This is a genomic window from Salinicola corii, from assembly GCF_008298015.1.
GTDB lineage: Bacteria > Pseudomonadota > Gammaproteobacteria > Pseudomonadales > Halomonadaceae > Salinicola > Salinicola corii.
In genome coordinates this window covers 157,438-179,764 of the sequence record NZ_VTPX01000004.1, presented here as the reverse complement: position 1 = coordinate 179,764, position 22,327 = coordinate 157,438, and the positions used below count along the sequence as shown (strand labels likewise).

At 61.4% G+C, this 22,327-nt stretch carries 17 protein-coding genes; 8 read left to right on the top strand and 9 right to left on the bottom strand.

Features of this window, described 5'->3' with window-relative positions; translation table 11 throughout:
* The first annotated feature begins 88 nt into the window (after positions 1 to 88).
* The gene (locus F0A16_RS09250) at positions 89 to 766 is read left to right on the top strand and encodes a YiaD family glycine zipper/OmpA-like lipoprotein (RefSeq protein ID WP_149435311.1); all 678 of its coding nucleotides are present in this window, start codon (positions 89 to 91) and stop codon (positions 764 to 766) included.
* Positions 767 to 854: 88 nt separating this feature from the next.
* On the top strand, positions 855 to 1,706 hold the full coding sequence (locus F0A16_RS09245) for a 23S rRNA (adenine(2030)-N(6))-methyltransferase RlmJ (protein WP_149435103.1): 852 nt from the start codon (positions 855 to 857) through the stop codon (positions 1,704 to 1,706).
* A gap of 42 nt (positions 1,707 to 1,748) precedes the next feature.
* Here the strand turns inward: F0A16_RS09245 and ggpS are convergent, their stop codons facing one another.
* The 5 genes from ggpS to F0A16_RS09220 form a co-directional block, all read right to left on the bottom strand.
* On the bottom strand, positions 1,749 to 4,031 hold the full coding sequence (gene ggpS / locus F0A16_RS09240) for a glucosylglycerol-phosphate synthase (RefSeq protein ID WP_149435102.1): 2,283 nt from the start codon (positions 4,029 to 4,031) through the stop codon (positions 1,749 to 1,751).
* A 92-nt stretch (positions 4,032 to 4,123) separates the two neighbouring features.
* Entirely contained in the window at positions 4,124 to 5,419 is a 1,296-nt protein-coding gene (locus tag F0A16_RS09235) for an MFS transporter (RefSeq protein WP_149435101.1), read from the bottom strand.
* Between the two features lie 209 nt (positions 5,420 to 5,628).
* Positions 5,629 to 6,708 (bottom strand): lipoate-protein ligase LplAB, encoded by a 1,080-nt coding sequence (locus F0A16_RS09230; RefSeq protein WP_149435100.1) that lies wholly within the window; start codon positions 6,706 to 6,708, stop codon positions 5,629 to 5,631.
* A gap of 66 nt (positions 6,709 to 6,774) precedes the next feature.
* A complete protein-coding gene (locus tag F0A16_RS09225; protein WP_187775959.1) occupies positions 6,775 to 7,677 on the bottom strand; it encodes a PhzF family phenazine biosynthesis protein in 903 nt (300 codons plus the stop codon).
* Positions 7,678 to 7,720: 43 nt separating this feature from the next.
* Positions 7,721 to 7,963, bottom strand: a complete 243-nt coding sequence (locus F0A16_RS09220; RefSeq protein WP_149435098.1) for a DUF1127 domain-containing protein — start codon at positions 7,961 to 7,963, stop codon at positions 7,721 to 7,723.
* 195 nt (positions 7,964 to 8,158) lie between these two features.
* Here F0A16_RS09220 and F0A16_RS09215 point away from each other — a divergent pair, with 195 nt between their 5' ends.
* The gene (locus F0A16_RS09215) at positions 8,159 to 9,622 is read left to right on the top strand and encodes an aminotransferase-like domain-containing protein (RefSeq protein WP_149435097.1); all 1,464 of its coding nucleotides are present in this window, start codon (positions 8,159 to 8,161) and stop codon (positions 9,620 to 9,622) included.
* A gap of 18 nt (positions 9,623 to 9,640) precedes the next feature.
* Here the strand turns inward: F0A16_RS09215 and mnmE are convergent, their stop codons facing one another.
* The 4 genes from mnmE to rpmH form a co-directional block, all read right to left on the bottom strand.
* Positions 9,641 to 11,032 (bottom strand): tRNA uridine-5-carboxymethylaminomethyl(34) synthesis GTPase MnmE, encoded by a 1,392-nt coding sequence (gene mnmE / locus F0A16_RS09210; protein WP_149435096.1) that lies wholly within the window; start codon positions 11,030 to 11,032, stop codon positions 9,641 to 9,643.
* Between the two features lie 144 nt (positions 11,033 to 11,176).
* The gene (gene yidC / locus F0A16_RS09205) at positions 11,177 to 12,865 is read right to left on the bottom strand and encodes a membrane protein insertase YidC (RefSeq protein WP_149435095.1); all 1,689 of its coding nucleotides are present in this window, start codon (positions 12,863 to 12,865) and stop codon (positions 11,177 to 11,179) included.
* A 105-nt stretch (positions 12,866 to 12,970) separates the two neighbouring features.
* Entirely contained in the window at positions 12,971 to 13,363 is a 393-nt protein-coding gene (rnpA, locus tag F0A16_RS09200; protein ID WP_149435094.1) for a ribonuclease P protein component, read from the bottom strand.
* Positions 13,364 to 13,374: 11 nt separating this feature from the next.
* A complete protein-coding gene (rpmH, locus tag F0A16_RS09195) occupies positions 13,375 to 13,509 on the bottom strand; it encodes a 50S ribosomal protein L34 (RefSeq protein WP_019019264.1) in 135 nt (44 codons plus the stop codon).
* 610 nt (positions 13,510 to 14,119) lie between these two features.
* Between rpmH and dnaA the strand changes: the two genes are divergently transcribed.
* The 5 genes from dnaA to F0A16_RS09170 all read left to right on the top strand — a co-directional run bounded on the left by dnaA (position 14,120) and on the right by F0A16_RS09170 (position 22,276).
* Entirely contained in the window at positions 14,120 to 15,598 is a 1,479-nt protein-coding gene (gene dnaA / locus F0A16_RS09190; protein ID WP_149435093.1) for a chromosomal replication initiator protein DnaA, read from the top strand.
* Between the two features lie 167 nt (positions 15,599 to 15,765).
* Positions 15,766 to 16,869: a DNA polymerase III subunit beta gene (gene dnaN, locus F0A16_RS09185; protein WP_149435092.1), complete on the top strand. Its 1,104-nt coding sequence runs from the start codon at positions 15,766 to 15,768 to the stop codon at positions 16,867 to 16,869.
* A gap of 220 nt (positions 16,870 to 17,089) precedes the next feature.
* A complete protein-coding gene (recF, locus tag F0A16_RS09180) occupies positions 17,090 to 18,175 on the top strand; it encodes a DNA replication/repair protein RecF (RefSeq protein WP_149435091.1) in 1,086 nt (361 codons plus the stop codon).
* Between the two features lie 19 nt (positions 18,176 to 18,194).
* Positions 18,195 to 20,609 carry a DNA topoisomerase (ATP-hydrolyzing) subunit B gene (gene gyrB / locus F0A16_RS09175; protein ID WP_149435090.1) on the top strand — a complete coding sequence of 805 codons (2,415 nt, stop codon included), beginning with the start codon at positions 18,195 to 18,197 and terminating at the stop codon, positions 20,607 to 20,609.
* Between the two features lie 374 nt (positions 20,610 to 20,983).
* Positions 20,984 to 22,276 (top strand): ABC transporter substrate-binding protein, encoded by a 1,293-nt coding sequence (locus tag F0A16_RS09170; RefSeq protein WP_223119751.1) that lies wholly within the window; start codon positions 20,984 to 20,986, stop codon positions 22,274 to 22,276.
* Positions 22,277 to 22,327 lie beyond the last annotated feature (51 nt).

Sequence of the window (22,327 nt, the reverse complement as noted above, 5' to 3'; positions counted from 1 at the left end):
CGGGCAGTGATGGATTCATCGTCACCCACCTCGCGACAAGGCGAGGCGTGATGATCGGCAAGCAAGGAGCTCTCCAAGCATGAAGATGATGAAAAAGACGTTCTGGCTGTCCATTCCGGTTGCCGTGGCGGTCGGAGTGGCAGGCTGTGCCTCCAACGGTGCTGACAATCAGCAGCAAGGTAGCGGTAACACGAACACCTGGGGCGGCGCCGGCATTGGTGCGGTAGCGGGTGCCGTCGTCGGCGCGCTGACTGGCGATGGCGGCAGCAGCACGCGGGACCGTGCATTGATCGGTGCGGCAGCGGGTGCGGCGATCGGCGGTGGCGTCGGCGCCTACATGGATTCTCAGGAGAAGGAGCTGCGTAATCGTCTGGATGGCACGGGCATCGGCGTTGAGCGCAACGGCAACAATCTTATCCTCAACATGCCGAGCAGCGTGACGTTCGATTTCGATTCCAGCGATCTGCAGACGCCGGCGCGTCAGGCCCTCAACGACGTCAACGCGGTGCTGCGCTCCTATCCGGAAACCCGCATCAACGTGGCCGGCTATACCGACAGCACCGGATCGGACAGCTACAATCAGAAGCTTTCCGAGCAGCGCGCGCAGTCGGTGGCGACCTACCTCGAGCAGGGTGGTGTCGAAGCCGGCCGGATCAATGCGGTCGGCTTCGGCGAAACGCGCCCGGTTGCCAGCAACGAGACCGATGCGGGACGCGCTCAGAATCGTCGCGTCGAAATTACCCTGACGCCGACTCAGCAGTCCTGAGACGACGAGCCGTCCCGAGGCGACCGGCGTATCGATCTCGAATCCGGGCGTGGCCAAGAGCCACGCCCTTTTTGATGGACAGACGCGCATGCTTGCCTACCAGCACGCTTATCACGCCGGCAATTTTGCCGATGTTCACAAGCATCTCGGCTTGAGGCAACTTGTCTCGGTCATGATGCGCAAATCCTCCGCCATCAGCTTCGTCGATACCCATGCCGGCCGAGGTCTTTATCCGTTGGCTGCGGCGGAGACGCAGAAGCTTGGCGAGTTTCATGACGGTATCGAGCGACTGTGGCAGAGGCGTCGCAGTTTTGGCGTCGAGTCGCCCATCGGGGAGTGGCTGGCCTCATTGGCGACACTGCAGTCCGGGTCCGAGCTGAGTCGCTACCCCGGTTCTCCCTGGTGGCTGGGCTCGACGCTGCGGTCTCAGGACCGGCTGACGCTGTTCGAGCTGCACCCGGGCGAGCACCGGCACTTGTCGGATCAGACGGTATCGCCCCACGCCGGCGTGCAGCGCCGACACGCGGACGGACTCAAGGGGTTGGTAAAGCTGGTGCCGGTCTCCACGCCGCGCTTGTGCGTGCTGATCGATCCCAGCTACGAGAAAAAAGATGAATACCAGGAGGTCGCCGAGACGCTGATTCAAGTCGTGCGGAAGGTGCGGCATGCAGTGGTGTTGATCTGGTATCCGCTGCTGCCGGCCGGACGCCATCGACTGTTGCTGGACACGCTGAGGCAGGCCGGCATTCCCAAGCTGTGGCGCAGCGAATTGCAGGTCCGGGAGCCGATCGCCGATCGCGGCATGTACGGCAGTGGCTTGCTGTTGCTCAATTCACCTTGGCAGCTCGATCGGGAGCTCAATCACGCCTTCACCACGCTGGCCTCGGTGCTGGCTGACGGCGCGAGGCATCAGGGCGAGTGGTGGACCGGCGAAGCGTGACGGCGCCAAGCGGCGCCGTCATTCTGTTGCTCTCTGAGCTCGTCAGACCAGATCGGTGGTTGGGTTGGCCGGGCTTTCGGTGCCTTCGGGTTCCTGACCCTGAATGGCGGCGATGAATTCGTCGCCCCAGCGTCGGATATCGTTGTAGCTGACGATATCGTTTAACTGGCGAAGGCGTGCCTCCGCCTCCGCGCGAGGGAGATTGAGCCCCAGATAGCAGGTTCGGGCCAGATCGTGAAGATCGTGCGGGTTGGTCAGGACCGCGCCCTTCAACTCCGCCGCTGCGCCTGCGAACTCCGACAGCACCAGTACGCCGCACCCCTGGGTCATGCCTTGGGTAGCGGCGAACTCCTTGGCGACCAGATTGAGGCCATCACGCAGTGGTGTTATCCACATCACATCGGCCATGGCGTACCAGGCGACGACCTCTTCGAACGGGAACCCGCGGAAGTAGAATTGGACCGGTGTCCATCCGACGTCGGCAAAGCGGCCGTTGATATGGCCGATGGTCTGCTCGATCTGGGTCTGCAACTCGTTGTAGATGGTCATCTCGCGTGCGGCGGGTACGCAGATGCTGACCAGGGTGACCTTGCCGCGCAGCTCGGGATTCTCGTCGAGCAGGAGTTCGTAGGCCTGGAGCTTCTCGAGAATGCCCTTGGTGTAATCGAGCCGTTCGACCGACAGGATCAATTTGACGCCTTCGAATTCTTGTCGCAGTTCGGCCATGCGCGAACTGGCTCCCTCCTGGTCGAGCGCGTTCCTTATCCGATTGAGATCTAGCCCCACCGGGTGTGCGCCGAGCCGCACCACGCGTGACCCGGTATCGACCGCCGTGGTCATGGTCTCGAGCCCGACCGCGCAGCCGTAGGTCAGGAATCGCGGTGCGCAGCTCTGGCGGGACAGCGTAGTCAGCGGGACGACACCGCGGGCCACGTCGACGAAGTTCTCGACTTGGCGCGGAATGTGGAAGGCGACATAGTCGCACTGCAGCAGGCTGCCGATGATCTCGCGGCGCCATGGCAGCACGTTGAACACGTCCGCCGAAGGAAAATAGGTGTGATGGAAGAAGGCGATACGCAGATCGGGACGCATCTCGCGAAGATAGGCCGGTACCATCCACAGGTTGTAATCGTGAATCCAGATCAGCGCGCCCTCGGCGGCCTCCTCGGCGGTGCGTTCGGCGAAGGCGCGGTTGACCTCGCAGTAGACTTCCCAGTCGTCCTCGCGGAAATGCGCACGCTCCCAGAAGGTATGCAAGGTCGGCCAGAAGGCCTCCTTGGAGAAGCGTTTGTAGAAGGTGTCGACCTGAACCTTGGTCAGCGGAACGCGGGCAGCCGTCAGCAGTGGGTACTGCTTGGCATCGACGCTGGTGTGAGTGACGAATTTTTCCTCTTCTTCACCCTCCTCGTAGATCGACCATGCGATCCACGAACCGCGCTGGTCGGCGAAGAAGCTCAGCAGCGTGGGAATGATGCCGTTGGGAGAAGTGGGGCGACGGCGCTGGATCTTGCCGTCGACCCGATACTCCTCGTAAGGCAGGCGGTGGTAGACCATGACCAGCTCGGCCTTGCCGGTCTGGGTTTCGTCGCGGCGGTTCTCCGCCGCCACGCCACGGGCGCCGAGAAAGCCGAAGTGGGCAAACGCTTCGATGATACCGGCACAGCCGGGCTTTTCGGCGTGCATCACTCGTGTCTGGTTCTGGGTCTGTTCGAGCAGCTTGGGTTCGGAACCGCCGACGCAGACGGATTTGAAACCGGCGGTGAGCATGGCGAGATCGTTCATGGTATCGCCGGCCACCAGCACTTCTCCTTCATCGATTCCGAGCCATTCGATCAATTTCCGCAGGCTGCTGCCCTTGTTGACGCCTTTTGGCAGGAAATCGAGATAGCGCTCGGCCGAATAGAGCATCTCGCAGTCCAGCTCCCGGGCGAGGGCGACCAGGGCCTCGTCCGTGGCCCGCTCGGGCGGGCAGTAGTAGGAACAGCGCCGCAGCTGCGGCTCGTCCTGGCGCACCACGTCTGGGAAGCGTTGCATGGCGCTGGCAATCCGGGATTCACCGGGCCAGCGGGAATCGATCTCGTTCTGCAGCGGCTGGATCGGCTGCAGGCTGTCGCCCAGATAGAGGCTGGCGCCCACGTCGGCGACGATGTAGTCCGGCTGAGGCAGCGTTGGGTCGGACAGCAGCGGCAGGATCGCTTCCAGGCTGCGGCCGCTGATGTAGGCCAGCTTGATGTCCGGGTGTGCGGCAATAGTTTGGTAGAGGCTCAGGCGGGCTTCGGACTCGCCGCCGAGAAAGGTGCCGTCAAGATCGGTTGCAAGTAGCATGTTTTCCTCCTGCCCGGCCTTTGAGGACCGGGGCGATTTTCCCTGCGCGAGTGGTTCGCGCGTTCGTCGAATGACGTTGGCCCAGATTCGGGTCAGGCCTTGCCGGCCATCTCGACGATTCGCTGGCGTTCGTGCTCTTCGTAGAAACTGGGGTCGGCGAACAGATCCTTCTGCACGTCGTCGTACATCATCTCCAAGGCTTGGCTACTGGTGGGTGTCATGGGTTCGAAATGGGCCGTGTCGCCGCTGACCAGAACCGAGACATGACGTCGGCGATAGATGGCATAGCCCGCGAGCAGAGCCAGCACCACGGTAATGTAGAGCGGCAGCCCCTGGTCGCCGACGTTGTGCATGATCACCCCGGCCAGGATCGGCGCGACGGCACTGCCGGCGCCTTGGACGACCAGCATATCAGCTGAGCCGGCCACGATTTCGTCGGGATGCAACTGGTCGATCAACTGAGCCACGGCAATCGGGTAGATCGAGAACGACAGCCCGCCCCACAGGAAATATAGCCCGAGCAGCGTCATCTGGCTGGGCGCGAACGGCATGGCGGCAGCAGCGATCGCGGCCAGGATCACCACGTAAGTCATGACACGAGGGCGGTCGTGGGTATCGGAGAAGCGGCCGATCGGTATCTGTAGCAGGGCGCCGCCGACGATGGCACAACTCATCACCACGCCGACCCCGGCGACATCGAAGCCGACACTGCGCACGTAGACCGGGGTCAAAGTCCAGAACGCGCCCATGGCAAGACCGGACATTGCCGAGGCGGCAACGGCCAGCGGGGCGAACCCCAGCAGCGCCTTGAGGCTGCTCTTGGGACGAGCGGGAATGACGGGTTGGCTGCGTTTGGTGATCGTGATCGGCAACAACGCCCAACTGATCAGGATCGACGCCAGGGCGAACAGCAGAAAGCCGTCGGGGCTATCCAGGCGCAGGATCTGCTGGGCGATCGCCAACGCGCCCAGATTGACCACCATGTAGATGGCAAACACTCGCCCTCGCTGGTGGCTGGCTGCCTGGCTATTCAGCCAGCTTTCGATCACCGTCATCAGGGTGATGAAGGAGAGGCCGTAGATCACGCGGAGGCCCAGCCACACCCATGGGTCGATGAATATCAGGTGGAGCAGCGCAGCCGAGGCACAGAGTCCGGCACAGAATGCGAAGGTGCGGATGTGGCCCATGCGTTTGATCAGCCGGCCGCTGATCCAGGTACCGCCAATGAAGCCGATGAAGTAACCGGACATGATGATGCCGATCAGGCTGGTCGAAAAGCCTTCGTCGGCGCCACGCAGTGTCAACAGGGTATTGATCAGACCGTTGCCGAGCAGTAGTAGCGCCACGCTCCCCAGCAACGCACGAATGGGTCGTAGTAACGACCACATAGCCTTCTCCTTGCCATCGCTCGAGTCAATCCATGCAGTAAGCGTGCCGAAGGGACGGAAGGTCGCAAAAAGCGTCATTATTATAAGATGATATTATCGACAATGGGGCGCAACCATAACCAAGGTTATTCGATTATTTGCACCTGCGTGGTGCATATCGGCTGGCCCGATTCAGCATAGCAACCGTGAGCGAAACCGACCGCGTTGTGTCAGGGTACGCGTCGCAACCAGGCCTCGCTGGAGAATTTGTCGTTGGCCAGGGCATTTGCCTGTTCCAGCTCGCCTTGGGTGAGTGACGACGGTATCAGGGTAAAGCGCGCGGCGAACGAGTCGATCATGCGCTGGATGATCGTCTCGCGCTCGAGCCCGGTCTGGTGCCTGAGCGGGTCGACACGCTTTCCGGCACTGGTGGTGCCCTTGTCGGAGAGCTTCTCGCGGCCGATTCGGAGTACGCGGGTGAGTTTGTCGGCGTCGATGTCGTAGGCCATGGTGACGTGGTGGAGTACCGCGCCATTGATGCGCTTCTGGGCAGCACCGGCGATCTTGCCACCGGGGGACGTGATGTCGTTGATCGGCACGTACCACGCCTTGATACCCATGTCGCCCAGCGCTTGAATCACCCAGTCGTCGAGGAAGGCGTAGCTTTCGACGAAGGTGAGCCCCTGGACCAGGGTTTCCGGCACGATCAGCGACCAGGTGATCGTATTGCCCGGCTCGACGAACATGGCACCGCCGCCGCTGATACGCCTGACTACTTCGATGCCTTCCGCAGCTGCCGCATCGCTATCGACTTCGTTGGCCAGCGACTGGAACACGCCGATAATGATGGCGGCGCGATCCCACTCCCAGACTCGCAGCATCGGGCCGCGTCGTCCCGCCGCCACTTCGCGGGTCAGAACTTCATCCAGTGCCATGTGCAGAAGCGGCGATTCCGGGGCTCGGTGAATCAGATCGAAGCGATGGTCGCGCCAATCGGACGTCTTCGCCAGCGCTCGTCGGATCACGGTAGCGATGGCAGGTACGGAAAGCCCTATCATCTCGGTCTGCGGCGGAAGCGCTGGCTGGATTCTCGCGATCAGGGTGCCGGCATCGGCATCGACCGGGGCGCCCTCGAGGGCGCGGTCTATCGCTTCCAGCGCGTCGTCGGGCTCGAGGAAAAAATCCCCGGACAGCTGTACCGACGCCAGTCGCCCGTCGCGGACCATGACATCTGCCACCAGCAGTTTCCCGCCCGGCACCTTGTACTCGCCGTGATGTACGGTTTCACGACCCTCATTCGACTCCGTCATTTCGGCTCCTCGAGCAACGCTGTTCGAGGAGCCAGTATAGCGGTAATGAACTGAGTTCCGTGTCGATCAGAGATAGAGGTTTCCTTCCCCGATGATGACGGCATCACCAGAGATATGGATCGCTATGATATCTCGGCCATCAATTTCGACCTGTCCGTGAATATGGCTCGGCCGATCCATTTCGATGCCTTGGATTACCTTCCAGGTCCGCATTCCCTGGAAGGATTCCTGGCCTGAAAGATAGCCGATGAGCGGCGCAGCAGCACTGCCCGTTGCCGGATCTTCGGGAATCCCCACCGCTGGTGCAAACATACGAGTGCGTAATTGGTAGTCGGGCAAGCGGACGTAGAGATAGAGATCGCGGTTGTCGGGATCAGGAAGGATCCTCTGCAACGCAGCGATATCGAGCTGTACCTTGCCTAGGTTATTGAGATCCGATATCTCTATCAGGTGATAGGGAACACCACAGGAAGCGATGATCGGCTGCGTGATGATCGTGCTCATTGACAGGCCCAGCACTTCTGCCGCTTGAGCTATTGTCAGTGAGCACTCGCTAATTTGAAGGGGTCGAGCCGTGGTGAGGCGTGCTCGAGAGCCCTCGAAGTGAATTGGGATATCACCGACGCTCTCTTCGATAACCAACGGTGAGCGGCCATCGTGCAAGCCAAGTGCTCGCATCAACCAAGCCGTACCCACGGTGGGATGACCCGCAAAGGGGATCTCCCCACCCGGCGTGAAGATTTTAATGCTCATTCGACCACACCGCAGTGGATCGGTAATGAACACGGTTTCCGAGAGATTCAATTCTCTGGCGATCCGAGCCATGGCTTCACCGTCCAGCGACTGTGCATCGGGAAACACCGCTAGAGGGTTACCAGCGAAGGGTGTGTCTGTGAAGACATCCATCAGGATGTAGCGATATTGTCGGCGACTCTCGACCAGCGCCTGAGTTTGCAACGTTGGTGTCATGTTCTCTTCCTCGAATTTGATGGATGTCTTCTTCGAATGGGTGTTATCGCCAGAACGGTTGTTGGATCTCTCGTCGCGCCTGGGCAGGCGTGAGTCCGATGTCCGCAAGTTGGCGTGCATCCAATTGTGCTAACTGCTGGCGGGTGCGCCAGCGTATCCAGGGCCCGGGACGATGGATGTGTCGGGTGTCGCGAGTGCCGGCGTGCGGGCATGGGCCCGAAACGAGTCGCGCGGTTCTCCAGCGCGAGAAAACCAGAGACAGAGGAGAAAACAGGGCAAGGCGCATTGGACAACTCCCGGTCGCTGAACGATGGATTCAGGCTACGGCGGGGCGGTACTGCCATACAGATCCAGAAAATAGAAATTTTTTGGATACAGAAAGCTTCGAATATCGTCTGTATGCTGCATTTCGCTCGAATCTGTATCGTGCTCTCTATTTTTCTGCCATACACAATGGGGCAAAGCTTCAAGGAGACGCCTTATGCACCGCTACGAACGATTGGCCGATCATCTACGTGAGCGTATTCAGGCGGGCTACTATCGGCCCGACGATCGCCTGCCGTCGGTGCGCGCGCTGGCCGAGTCGCATGGGGTCAGCCTTTCCACGGTTCAGCAAGCCTATCATCAGCTCGAAGACGCACAGCTGATCCTGGCGCGGCCCAAGTCCGGTTATTTTGTCTCGCCGCAGCGTGAGCGACCGGCGCTGCCTCCGGTCGGGCGCACGGCCCAACGCCCGGTTGAAGTGTCGCAGTGGGAGCAGGTCCGTGAAGGCACCTGCATACTGCCGGACACCGAGATTTTCCACCTGGGGCGCGGCATGCCGGATATCGATGCACCGACGCTGAAACCGTTGCTGCGTGCGCTCTCTCGCGTCAGTCGTCGTCAGGATCTGGTCGGGCTCAACTACGACACGCTTCACGGCCGCCCGGAACTGCGCGAGGAGATAGCACGGCTGTCGGTTGGCCATGGCTGTCGGCTGCATCCGGACGAGCTGGTCGTGACCACCGGCTGTCACGAAGCGATCTCGATCGCCATGCGTGCGGTGTGCGAGCCCGGTGGCATCATCGCCGTGGATTCGCCCAGTTTCTACGGCGCGCTGCAGTCGATCCGGGCCTACGGCATGAAGGCGATGGAGATACCCACCGATCCCGAGACCGGAATCAGTCTGGAAGCGCTGGAACTGGCGCTGGAGCAGTGGCCGATTCGCGCTATCCAGGTCACGCCGACCTGCAACAATCCGCTGGGCTATACGTTGTCGGTAGAGCGCAAACGGGCGCTCTACGCGTTGGCGCAGCGCTTCGACGTGGCGATCATCGAGGACGATGTCTATGGTGATCTGGCCTATGCGTTTCCACGCCCCGTCACGATCAAGTCCTTCGACGAGGATGGACGCGTGCTGCTCTGCAGTTCGTTCTCCAAAACGCTGGCGCCGGGTCTGCGGCTTGGCTGGATGGCACCGGGGCGCTATCTTGAGCGAGCCCTGCACATGAAGTACGTCGGAACCGGTTCCACCGCCACGCAGGGGCAGATGGCGGTCGCCGAATTCATTCGGGAAGGGCACTTCGAGCCGCACCTACGACGAATGCGCCGTCAATATCAGCGCAATCGCAATGCCATGCTCGATCTCATTGCCGAAGTCTTTCCGCTCTCGACCCGGATCAGCTTTCCCGAGGGCGGGTTTCTGCTGTGGCTGGAGTGCGATGCCAGCGTGGATACGGTTGCGCTCAATACTCGGTTGATGACCGAAGGCATTCGCATCGCGCCTGGCGTGATGTTTTCGGCCACCGGAAAATATCGCAGCTGTCTGCGTCTCAACTACTCGCTGTTCGACGCCGCGACGCGGCAGGCTGTGAAGCGGATCGGCGCGATCCTGAGCGAAAGCGATCCCGCCACCGCTGAGGACCGAATCCGTGCATCCGTGCTGCAGGAGTCCTTGTCGAGCTAGGCTGGCGCGATTGCCGATTCACTTACCGATGCAGAAGCTGCCGAAGATTTCTCCGAGCAGGTCGTCGGCGGTGAACTCGCCGGTGATCTCGTTGAGGGACTGCTGGGCTTCGCGCAGGTCCTCGGCCAGCAGTTCGCCGGCGGCGGCGCCCTTGAGCTGGGCAGTGCCGTTGGCCAGTGCCTGGGCCGCCCGGTCGAGAGCATCGAGATGGCGGCGGCGGGCGGAGAAACGACCTTCGGTGGTGGCATCGAACCCCATCACCGCCTTGAGATGCGTCTTCAGGTTATCCACACCCACGCCGGTCTCTGCCGAGATTCGGATCACCGGAGGCGTTGTGGACAAGTCGAAGTCGCTACCTTCGTTGCTCTGGTCGATCTTGTTGCGCACCAGCGTCAGCCGGCCGGGGTCGGGCAAGCGCTCGACGAATTCCGGCCAGATTTCCGCGGGGTCGAGCGACGCCGTCTCGCGTCCGTCGACCAGCAGCAGCACCCGATCCGCCTTCTCGATCTCCGTCCAGGCGCGCTGAACGCCGATCCTTTCCACGGCATCCGGCGTGTCACGCAGGCCGGCGGTATCGATCACGTGCAGCGGCATGCCGTCGAGATGAATGTACTCGCGCAGCACGTCGCGAGTGGTTCCCTCGATCTCGGTGACGATGGCGCTGTCGCGCTCGGTCAGCCGGTTGAGCAGACTCGACTTGCCGGCATTGGGCCGCCCGGCAATCACCACGTTCATGCCCTCGCGCATCAGCGAACCCTGATTGGCGGCGGCACGGACGGTTTCCAGCGTCTGGCGCAGCGTTGCCAGCCTGGCGGCGACCACGCCGTCGGCGAGGAAGTCGATCTCCTCTTCGGGGAAGTCGATCGCGGCCTCGACGTAGAGACGCAGTTGAATCAACTCGCTGACCAGCTGCGACACGCGCTGCGAGAATTCGCCCTGCAGCGAACGCAGGGCATTTTCCGCGGCGGCCCGTGAACTGGCGTCGATCAGGTCGGCGATCGCCTCGGCCTGGGCCAGGTCGAGCTTGTCGTTGAGGAAGGCGCGCTCGGAGAACTCGCCCGGCCGGGCCAGCCGTGCGCCCAGTTGCACGCAGCGCTCCAGCAGCATGTCCATCAGCACCGGACCGCCGTGGCCCTGGAGCTCCAGCACGTCCTCGCCGGTGAAGGAGTGGGGGCCGGGGAAGTAGAGGGCGATACCCTCGTCGATGACATTACCATCACCTTGGAACGGCCCGTAGTGAGCGTAACGCGGGGTCGGATGATGCCCGAGAATGCGCTCCGCCAGGGCCTTTGCCGACGGCCCCGAAACACGGACGATGCCGACGCCGCCGCGTCCTGGAGGCGTGGCCAGTGCCGCGATGGTGTCCTGGCGGTAAAGCGGCGCGTTGGTAGAGGGGGACGGCGCGTTCATGGGCTTCTCCGAGAATCGATATGGTGGCCGACTTGGCGGGCATTGTCCGGGGCCGCTCGGTGGAATACCAGTGCTGAAGAGCCAGACCCTGAAACGCCAGACCCCCGCCGGGGCGGGGGTCTGGAGGTGCGAGGGAGATCAGTGTCAGCCTTTGGCTTTCACGGCCTTGCCGTTGTCGGCATCCTCCTTGAGCACCTTGTTGGTGATGAACCACTGCTGCAGGATCGAAATCGAGTTGTTCACGATCCAGTAGATCACCAGACCGGCCGGGAACCACAGGAAGAAGAAGGTGAAGACAACCGGAAGCATCTTCATGATCTTCGCCTGCATCGGGTCCGGCGGTGTCGGGTTCAGGAACTGCTGCAGCAACATGGTGGCGCCCATGATGATCGGCAGGATGAAGTATGGATCCTTGGCCGATAGATCGTTGATCCACAGCATGAACGGCGCGTGGCGAAGTTCGACGGACTCCATCAGCATCCAGTAGAGCGCGATGAACACCGGCATCTGGATCACCATTGGCAGGCAGCCGCCCAGAGGATTGATCTTTTCCTTCTGGTAGAACTTCATCATCTCCTGCGACATGCGCTGGCGATCGTCGCCGTACTGCTCCTTGAGCCGTTTCATTTCCGGGCCCATCTTGCGCATCCGCGCCATCGACTTGTAGGCCTTGGCAGCGAGCGGGAATAGTACGATCTTGACGCAGACGGTCAGCAGGACGATGGACCAGCCCCAGTTGCCGATCAGGCCATGGATCTTCTCCAGCAGCCAGAACAGCGGGTTGGCCAGGAACCACAGCCAGCCGAAATCGACGGTCAGCTCCAGGTTCGGTGCCACTGCCTCGAGGCGATCCTGGACCTTCGGACCCACGAACAGGGTGGCAGCGAGCGTCGCCTGCTGGCCGGGCTCGATGGTCTGGTTGGGGCCGGCGAAGGCGGCGACAGTGCGATCGCGATTATCGACGTTGCCGTAATAGAGGTTCTGCTGATCGGGATTCGGGACCCAGGCGGAAGTGAAGTAATGCTGGATCATCGCGACCCAGCCACCTTTCACGTCGCGGTTCTGGAAGTTGCCTTTGCGGATATCCTCGAAGTCGACCTTGCTGTACTTCTCGTCCGGCGAGGAGAACGCGGCGCCCAGGAACGAATGCATGCCGACACCGGAGCCGTTGGTCGGATCCTGGCTCTGGTCACGTGCCAACTGGCCGATGAAACGAGCGGTGACCGGCTGCTGGTTCTTGTTGTCGATCAGATATTCGACCTTGACCGCGTAATCGTCACGCTTGATGACGAAGCGCTTGATGATATCGGCGCCGTTGACGCTGCCATGCAGGTCGACATTGATCGAGTCTTCACCTTCGCTGAGCTGGTAGCTGTTCTGGTCGGCGGTGAACGGGATCCGGCCGGAGTGGCCCTCGATCTGCAGCCCCGACTTGGCCACGTAGCTACGCACGTTGTTGTCGCTGAGCAGAACGAAGGGCGTGTTGGAGTCGAGCGCCTGGTCATGACCGAACAGCGCGGCGTAGACGATATCGCCGCCGTTGGGATTGATACGGAGGTCCAGTACGTCGCTCTGGACCTGGATCAGGTTGCTGCCCTTGGCCGGATCGGCGCCAGCAGGCATGTCGTCCTGAATCGGCTTGGCATTGCCGTTGCTGTCCGTCGGCGCGGACAGGGCATTGCCCTCGCCGTCATCGCCGTTACCCGATGAAGCCGCCATCTCCGGCGCCGGGTTGTTCACGACGTGCTGACCGTAGTCCTGATTCCACTGCATGATCAGCAGGTAGGCCAGCACGGCCAACGGAATCACGAAAAGGAGTCGTTTCAAATCCATATAGGGGTCTGCCCGGTAAGGGAATGGGTCAGTGGGCGCCGGGCATCGGCGATCGACCGGCGAGATTCGCCGGTGCTCCCCGGCCTTCGGCGCGGGGATGTCCGATCAGGAAGACGAAACGTCTTGACGCATCTGGCGCATCTGGCGAGCGGACTTCTCCAGGCGTCGCCACATGCCATTGAGCTGGCGGGTGACGCTGGCGTTATCCAGCTCATGTACCCCTCGTCGCGCGAGTATGACGATATCCACTGCCGGTAAACGATGCTGTTGATGGCGAATGGACTCGCGCACGAGGCGCTTGAGGCGATTGCGGTCGACGGCACGGCGCACGTTCTTCTTGCTGAAGATCAACCCGATCCGTGGATGGCCCAGCGCGTTGGGTCGGGCCAACGCCAGCAATCCTTTACCATGGACCTTGTAGGGAGCGTGGTCGAAGACGTGCTTGTAGTCCCCGGCATTCAGCAACCGCAGTTGCCGGGGAAAACGCTGATCGGACACCCGGCGTCCGATCAGGCGCTCAGGCGTTTACGGCCTTTGGCACGGCGACGGGCAATGACCTGGCGACCGTTCTTGGTGGCCATGCGGGCGCGAAAACCGTGGACGCGCTTACGCTTCAGAACGCTGGGCTGGAAGGTGCGTTTCATAGCTGCTAATTCCCAATTAGTTGATTTCTAAAGAAAACTGGTTGAAGCGGGATGCCCGACGCGTTTGCGGGAAGCGGGCTCACTCGACTCAAGAGCGGGAATTCTAGTGAATCCGCGGTTCGGGTGCAATTTTTCCGTGAATTATCCACACCCCTTTGTGAGTGAATCGTCACCCGTCACGCCTTTGGCTGGAGACCGGTAACGTGGGCAGCCATCGACGATTTTCGTGGCGATGCCGGCAACCGGATCGAGGAACGAGATCGAAGTTCCTCGAGAGTGTCAATCACACCATGTGGTTAACGATGGGGATAACCTTTGTGGATAACAAGATTATATTCTTTAATATCATTACGTTAATATATTTTTTTGGTTGTGGGTAAGTTGCGCATGACCCGTGCACAGGGTGAGGATCGCCTACCAGACGGCGAGATCGGTCGTACCACTTTGTTCACGGCAATTACCATGGGCATCCACAGCATCATCAGCCGCGCGGGGTGACTTATCCACAATTGCTCGAAAGTCGACTTCGTGTGGATAACCTGGCAGGCCGACGCTACAATGTGCGGCCGTTTTTTCTATTCTCTATTCTCTCAACGTTCGGTGAGGTCGTGTGTCTGTCGCTCTCTGGCAACAATGTCTGAACTCGCTGCAGGATGAGTTGAGCTCTCAGCAATTCAATACCTGGATTCGTCCTCTGCAGGCGGAGGACGGCGAAGTGGACGAACTCTGTCTATTGGCCCCCAATCGATTCGTCCGTGATTGGGTCAGCGACAAATACCTGAAGCGGATCAACGAACTGTTGCGCGAGGTTGCGTCCAGCAGCAAGCCTCCCAAGGTTCATCTGACGGTGGGGAGTCGACGTGCCGCGGCGGTGTCGCCGCGAGATCTGGGGGCGCCGGTTTCCGCTCCGAGCCGCCAGCCTCAGCGATCCACAGCGCCGGGAGTACTGACGAGCCCGCGCACAAACGAGGCGACCAAAGAGAAGCAGCTCGATCGAGCGCGTGAACGCGAGGAGAGCGGTCGGCGGGGCAGCGAGCGCCAGGTTCAGGTCGAGGGCAGCCTCAAGCATGGCAGCGGACTCAATCCCAATTTCACCTTCGAAACCTTTGTCGAGGGTAAGTCGAACCAACTGGCACGCGCCGCCTCGCGTCAGGTATCCGAGAACCCTGGCGGGGCCTACAATCCCCTGTTTCTCTACGGTGGCGTGGGTCTGGGCAAGACTCACCTGATGCACGCCGTGGGCAACCATCTCGCGGGTCTCAGAGACAATGCCAAGGTGGTCTATCTCCACTCGGAGCGCTTCGTCGCCGACATGGTCAAGGCGCTGCAGCTCAACGCGATCAATGATTTCAAGCGTTTCTATCGTAGTGTCGATGCGCTGCTGATCGACGATATCCAGTTTTTTGCCGGCAAGGAGCGCTCCCAGGAAGAGTTTTTCCACACGTTCAACGCTCTGCTCGAGGGGGGGCAGCAGATGATTCTGACCTCGGACCGCTATCCCAAGGAGATCAGCGGCGTCGAGGAACGCCTCAAATCGCGCTTCGGCTGGGGGCTGACGGTAGCGATCGAACCGCCGGAACTGGAAACCCGCGTGGCGATTCTGATGAAGAAGGCGGATCAGGCCGAGGTCGATCTGCCGCACGATGCGGCTTTCTTCATCGCCCAGAAGATCCGCTCCAACGTGCGCGAGCTGGAAGGGGCGCTCAAGAAGGTGATTGCCGACTCGCACTTCATGGGCAAGCCGATTACCCAGGATTTCATCCGCGAGTCGCTCAAGGATCTGTTGGCCCTGCAGGACAAGCAGGTTGGGATCGAGAATATCCAGCGCACGGTGGCGGAATACTACAAGATCAAGCTGGCCGACCTGCTTTCCAAACGCCGCTCACGCTCGGTGGCGCGTCCACGCCAGGTGGCGATGGCGCTGGCCAAGGAGCTGACCAACCACAGCTTGCCCGAGATTGGCGATGCCTTTGGCGGCCGCGACCACACGACGGTGCTGCACGCCTGTCGCAAGGTCGTGGCACTCAAGGAAGAGAGCGCGGATATCCGCGAGGATTACAAGAATCTGATGCGACTGCTGACCAGTTGAGTCGATGTGTGACGAATTCCCTGGCCGCGGGGATTGCTAGCGACGTCCGGCACGGCAAGAATGGGATAGCGCGGCCCGACGGCTTGTTTCGTCCGTCCCATGTCCCAAAGCGATCCACCGGTTACCGGATTCAACTTCAGGCTTATTGAACCAACAACGGAGCCCCAATGAAATTTTCCATCTCTCGCGAAGCCCTGCTGCGCCCGCTGACGCTGGTGGCCGGGGTGGTCGAGCGCCGCCAGACGCTGCCGGTGCTCTCCAATGTGCTGATCGAAGTCCAGAACGAACAACTGGCATTGACCGGTACCGATCTCGAGGTGGAATTGATCGGCCGTGCCACGCCGGCGCTGGTTGACGAGCCAGGCTCCGTCACGGTGCCGGCACGCAAATTGATGGATATCTGCAAATCGCTGCCGGATCAGTCCGACATCAGCTTCTCGCTGGAGGACGGCCGTGTCGTGCTGCGTGCCGGACGTTCGCGCTTTACGCTTTCCACGCTGCCGGTGGCCGAGTTCCCCAATATCGAAGACGGACAGAACGACACCACGCTGTCGCTGCCGCGCGGCACGCTGAAGTATCTGATCGACTCGACCTCGTTCGCCATGGCCCAGCAGGACGTGCGCTATTACCTTAACGGCATGCTGCTCGAACTGGCCAACCATCTGGTACGGACGGTCGCCACCGACGGCCACCGTCTGGCGGTCTGCGAACGTAGCGCCGACATCGAGATGGAGGCGTCACGCAAGCTGATCGTGCCGCGCAAGGGCGTGCTGGAACTGACGCGTCTGCTCGACGGCAGCGACGAGCCGGTCGAACTGATGTTGGGTTCCAATCACATCCGCGCCAACACCGGCGAATTCACGTTCACTTCCAAGCTGGTCGATGGCAAGTTTCCCGATTACGACCGGGTCATTCCCAAGGGCGGCGACAAGGTATTCATCGCCGAGCGCGGCGAATTGCGTCAAAACCTCGCGCGTACGGCGATCCTTTCCAACGAGAAGTACCGCGGCGTGCGCCTGCACCTCGAGGAGAACAACCTCAAGGTGATGGCCAACAACCCCGAGCAGGAAGAGGCCGAGGAGAACGTCAGTATCGAATACTCGGGCGACGCACTGGAGATCGGCTTCAACGTTGGCTATCTGATCGATGTACTCAATGTACTGGACTCCGATCGCATGCAGATGACGCTCTCGGATGCCAACAGTTCGGCGCTGATGGAAGAGCCGGGCGGTGGGGATGCGCGCTACGTCGTCATGCCGATGCGCCTCTGAGTGCAGGGAAGTGGCTGCGCTCGATCATGCTTTGTTAAAAACCGGCGAACCTTGCTCACTTATACCCACATAAGCTCCGCTGGTTCGCCGATTTTTGCCGCGCCTGATCGTCGCTCGCCAACTTCTTCCATCTCGGCGGTTAAATGTTCGGGTGCTTCTTTCCACGCTGCCCGCGGTCCGGGCGTTTCCTCTCGTCTCTTGCCATGAGTTGTCAAGTGCCATGCCGCTCGATCGGTTGAGTTTCCACGGCCTGCGCAATCTGGGAGCGCTCGAGATGACGCCGGGGCCGCATATCAATCTGATCACCGGGCCCAACGGCAGCGGCAAGACGTCGCTGCTGGAGGGCATCCACGTGCTCGGCATGGCGCGTTCGTTCCGGACCCAGAAGCTCAAGTCGCTGATCGACCACGATGCCGACGAGGTGACGCTGTTCGGGCGGGTGGCTGGCGATCCGCCACTGCCGGTCGGGGTACGCCGCCGCCGCGATAGCGCCGAACTCGAACTGCGGGTCAATGGCGAACGCGCCGCGCGCATCACCCAGTTGGCCGAGGCGTTGCCGCTGCAGTTGATCAACCCCGATGCCTTCCGTCTTCTCGAAGGCTCGCCGGCCGCCCGACGCGAGTTCCTCGACTGGGGCGTATTCCATGCCGAGCGGGAGTTTCTGGACAGCTGGAAGCGTGTCAGAAGGGCCTTGAAACATCGGAATGCCCTGCTCAGACATGATAGAATCGACGTCCAGTCGATACATGTCTGGGAGCGTGAACTCGCCCACTGGAGCGAGCGTCTGGACGGGCTGCGCGCGAGCTACATGACGCGCTTCGTGCCGGTATTCGAAGAGACCCTGGCAGCGCTGCTGCCGTTGCCGGATCTGACGCTACGCTACTCGCGGGGATGGGATCGGCAGCGGGCACTGCTTGATGTCTTCGAGATGGGGCGCGATACCGATTGCCAGATGGGCTTCACCCAGCAGGGGCCACAGCGTGCCGACCTGCGCATTCGCGTCGGCCGCCATCCCGCGGTAGAGGTGCTGTCGCGCGGTCAGCAGAAGCTGGTCGTCAGCGCGCTGAAATTGGCCCAGGGGCGCCTGCTCGAGCAGTTGACGGGAGGCACCTGCCTTTACCTGATCGACGACCTGCCGGCGGAGCTCGACGGCGATCATCGGCGGATCTTCTGCCAATGGTTGGAGCGACTCAACTGCCAGGTCTTCATCACCAGCGTCGATCGCGAGGCGCTGGCCGACGTCTGGCAGCCACAAACGGATGTCGTGGCATCGAAACTGGCCGGCGGGCGGCTGCATTCGGAATGATTTCACCATGGAGTGAGCAATGAGCGAACAGGCCTACGATTCATCGAGCATCAAGGTCCTCAAAGGATTGGACGCGGTGCGCAAGCGCCCCGGCATGTACATCGGCGATACCGATGACGGTACCGGGCTGCACCACATGGTGTTCGAGATCGTCGACAACTCCATCGACGAAGCGCTGGCTGGTCATTGCAGCGAGATCCGGATCGTCATCCATCCGGACGAGTCGATTACCGTTTCCGATGACGGCCGCGGCATTCCGACCGACATCCACGCCGAGGGCGTCTCCGCGGCCGAGGTCATCATGACCGTGCTGCACGCCGGTGGTAAGTTCGACGACAACTCCTACAAGGTGTCCGGTGGCCTGCACGGCGTGGGGGTCTCGGTGGTCAATGCGCTCTCGGAACAGCTCAAGCTGACTATCTGGCGCAACAACCAGGTTCACGAACAGATCTATCACCACGGCGTGCCGCAGGCGCCGCTGAGCGTGGTCGGCGATACCGAGAAATCCGGTACCCAGATCAGCTTCAAGCCGTCCAGCGAGACCTTCGCCAACATCGAGTTCCACTACGACATTCTCGCCAAGCGCCTGCGCGAGCTGTCGTTTCTGAACTCCGGTGTCGCTATTCGTCTGGTCGACGAGCGCGACGGGCGCGAGGAGGTGTTCCACTACGAAGGCGGTCTCAAGGCGTTTGTCGATCATCTCAACACCAATCGCACCACGATCAACCCGGTCTTCCACTTCGAGATGCAGCGCGACGACGGCATTGCCGTTGAAGTCGCCATGCAGTGGAACGACACCTTTGTCGAGAACGTGTTCTGTTACACCAACAACATCCCGCAGCGCGACGGCGGCACCCACATGGCGGGCTTTCGCGCGGCGCTGACGCGAACGCTCAATAGTTATATCGAAGCGGAAGAGATCCAGAAGAAGGCCAAGGTGGCGACCGCCGGCGACGATGCCCGTGAAGGTCTTACCGCGATCATCTCGGTCAAGGTGCCGGATCCCAAGTTTTCCTCGCAGACCAAGGACAAGCTGGTCTCTTCCGAGGTGAAGACAGCGGTCGACCAGGAACTGAGCCGTCAATTCTCCGACTACCTGATCGAGCATCCCAACGAGGCCAAGGCGATCGTCAGCAAGATGATCGATGCCGCCCGTGCCCGGGAAGCCGCGCGCAAGGCTCGCGACATGACGCGGCGCAAGGGCGCGCTGGATATCGCTGGACTGCCCGGCAAGCTGGCCGACTGCCAGGAGAAGGATCCCGGTCTCTCCGAACTCTATCTGGTGGAGGGCGACTCGGCTGGCGGCAGCGCCAAGCAGGGTCGCGATCGTCGTACCCAGGCGATCCTGCCGCTGAAGGGCAAGATCCTCAACGTCGAGAAGGCGCGCTTCGACAAGATGCTCTCTTCCGCCGAGGTGGGCACTCTGATCACCGCACTGGGTTGCGGCATTGGGCGTGAGGAGTTCAACCCGGACAAGCTGCGTTATCACTCGATCATCATCATGACAGATGCCGACGTCGACGGCTCGCACATCCGCACGCTGCTGCTGACGTTCTTCTTCCGTCAGATGCCGGAACTGATCGAGCGCGGCCACGTCTTCATCGCCCAGCCGCCGCTCTACAAGATCAAGCGCGGCAAGCAGGAGATGTACCTGAAAGACGAGCAGGCGATGACCGATTACCTCACCACCACGGCGCTGGATGGTGGTCGGCTCTACGTCAATGCGGACTCGCCGGGAATCGCGGGCGAAAATCTGGAAGCGTTGGTCAATCAGTATCGTGATGTGATGAAGCGCATCGATCGGTTGTCGCGGGTCTATCCCAACGCCGTTCTGCGCAAGATGGTCCATGCGGTCAAGCTCGACGAAACCAATCTCGACGATCGCAACACCATGCAGAACTGGATCGACGAACTCCAGGTAGCGATGGATTCGCTGATCGCCCATGAGGGTGGCCCGCGCTATACCTTCCAGCTGCAGGAAGACACCGAGCGTGGCCTGTGGATGCCGAGCGTAGCGCTGACCGCTCACGGCGTGACCACGGACTATGTCTGGGGTATCGACTTCTTCCGCAGCACCGACTATCGCGCGCTGGCCAACCTGGGCGAGACCCTGGACGGCCTGATCGAAGAGGGCGCCTATATCGCGCGCGGAGAGCGCCAGAAGCCGATCGACAACTTCTACGACGCCCTCGAGTGGTTGATGCTTGAAGCGCAGCGCGGGCTCAGCATCCAGCGCTACAAGGGGCTGGGGGAGATGAACCCGGACCAGCTGTGGGAAACCACCATGGATCCAGGCTCACGGCGTATGCTGCGGGTCTCCATCGAGGATGCCGTCGCCGCCGATCAGATGTTCAACACCCTGATGGGCGACGAGGTCGAGCCGCGTCGCGATTTCATCGAGCGCTTCGCGCTGGTGGCCAATCTGGATATCTAGTACCGAGTCTCTCATCCAGACCCGCCGAATCAGCGGCTCATCCTTCGGGGTGAGCCGTTTTTTTGTCTGCCCTTGGCGCGGTCGCTATCTCCCCATGCGCGGATCGACCGCGACATCGGCCAGTCGCGATATAGCGCATTGGTCGATACGACTTAGGATTGAGAGCCCAAGACTCCCCGCCTGGAAACCGCACCACCATGCGCAACGGCGGCGGCCAGATGGATTCGGGGTGATTGGGCGTGCGTCCATGGTTGTATTGTTAGGCAAAAGCGGTTGCGCAATAGTCGCGATCACCCCACCGAGGCATCGAATAAAGTGGGCCGTTTCGTAAAAGAACGAGATACCGCTCCCCAACAAGAAGAGGAATCGAAGGGATGCACGCCAATCGAAACAAGATCGTCATGAATTGCCTGGGACTGGCTCTGCTGCCATTTGCGTTGGCGCTGCCGGCGAGTGCGCTGGCTGCCGATACCGCCGCCAACGGCGAGGTCGAGGTGCTCAACTGGTGGACCTCGGGCAGCGAGGCCAAGGCGCTGGGCGCGCTCAAGGATGGGCTGTCGGATCAGGGGATCGGCTGGAAGAACATGCCGGTGGCGGGCGGCGCCGGCACCAACGCCATGGCCGTTCTGCGTTCGCGTATCACCTCGGGCAATCCGCCGACGGCGGCCCAGGTGCTCGGCTACGATGCCCAGGACTGGGCCGAACGCGACGCCTTGAGTTCGCTCGACGAGGTCGCCGAGGCGGGCAAATGGGACGAGGTCTTCCCGCAGCCGCTGCAGGAATTCGCCAAGTACGATGGCCACTGGATCGGCGCGCCGTTCGAGATCCATTCGACCAACTGGGTCTGGGCCAACAAGGCGTTGATGGATGAGCTGGATATCGAGCAGCCGAAGACCTGGGACGATTTCATCGCCTCGCTGAAGAAGGCCAAGGACGCGGGCTACACCGGCCTGGCCTATGGCGGCCAGCCATGGCAGGACACCACGGTGTTCGAGAACGTGGTGCTCGCCACCGGGGGCGCCGACTTCTACCGCAAGGCGATGATCGACCTCGATCCCGAGGCGCTGAACTCCACCACCATGGCCCAGGCGTTCGACCATCTGCGCGAGCTCCTGCAGTACAAGGACGACAACTCGCCCGGCCGCGACTGGAACCTGGCCACGGCGATGGTGATCAACGGCAAGGCGCTCTACCAGATCATGGGTGACTGGGCGAAGGGCGAGTTCCTCAATGCCAATCTCGAGCCGGGCAAGGACTTCATGTGCTTCCGCACCCCGGGCACGCAGGACGCCGTGACCTTCAACAGCGACCTGATGATCATGTTCGATACCGATGACGCCCAGCAGCAGAAGATGCAGCAGATCATGGCCACGATCATCGGCTCGCCGGAGTTCCAGATCGCCTTCAGCCAGATCAAGGGCTCGGTGCCTGCGCGCATGGACCTCTCCGCCGACAAGCTGGACGCCTGCGCCCAGAGCGGTTACGAGCAGGTCAAGGCCGCGGCCGAGAACCACACGCTGATGGGCAGCATGGCGCACGGCTATGCCGCGCCGGCGTCGGTCAAGAACGCCGTCTTCGACATCATCTCCTCCTTCGTCAACAGCGACATGCCCAGCGACGTCGCCGCCGAGCAGCTGGCGATGGCGGTGCAGGGCGCAACGTCCTGACGATCGGCCTCGCCGTCAGGCGGGGCGTCTCGTTCACGAGCCGAGAGTGAT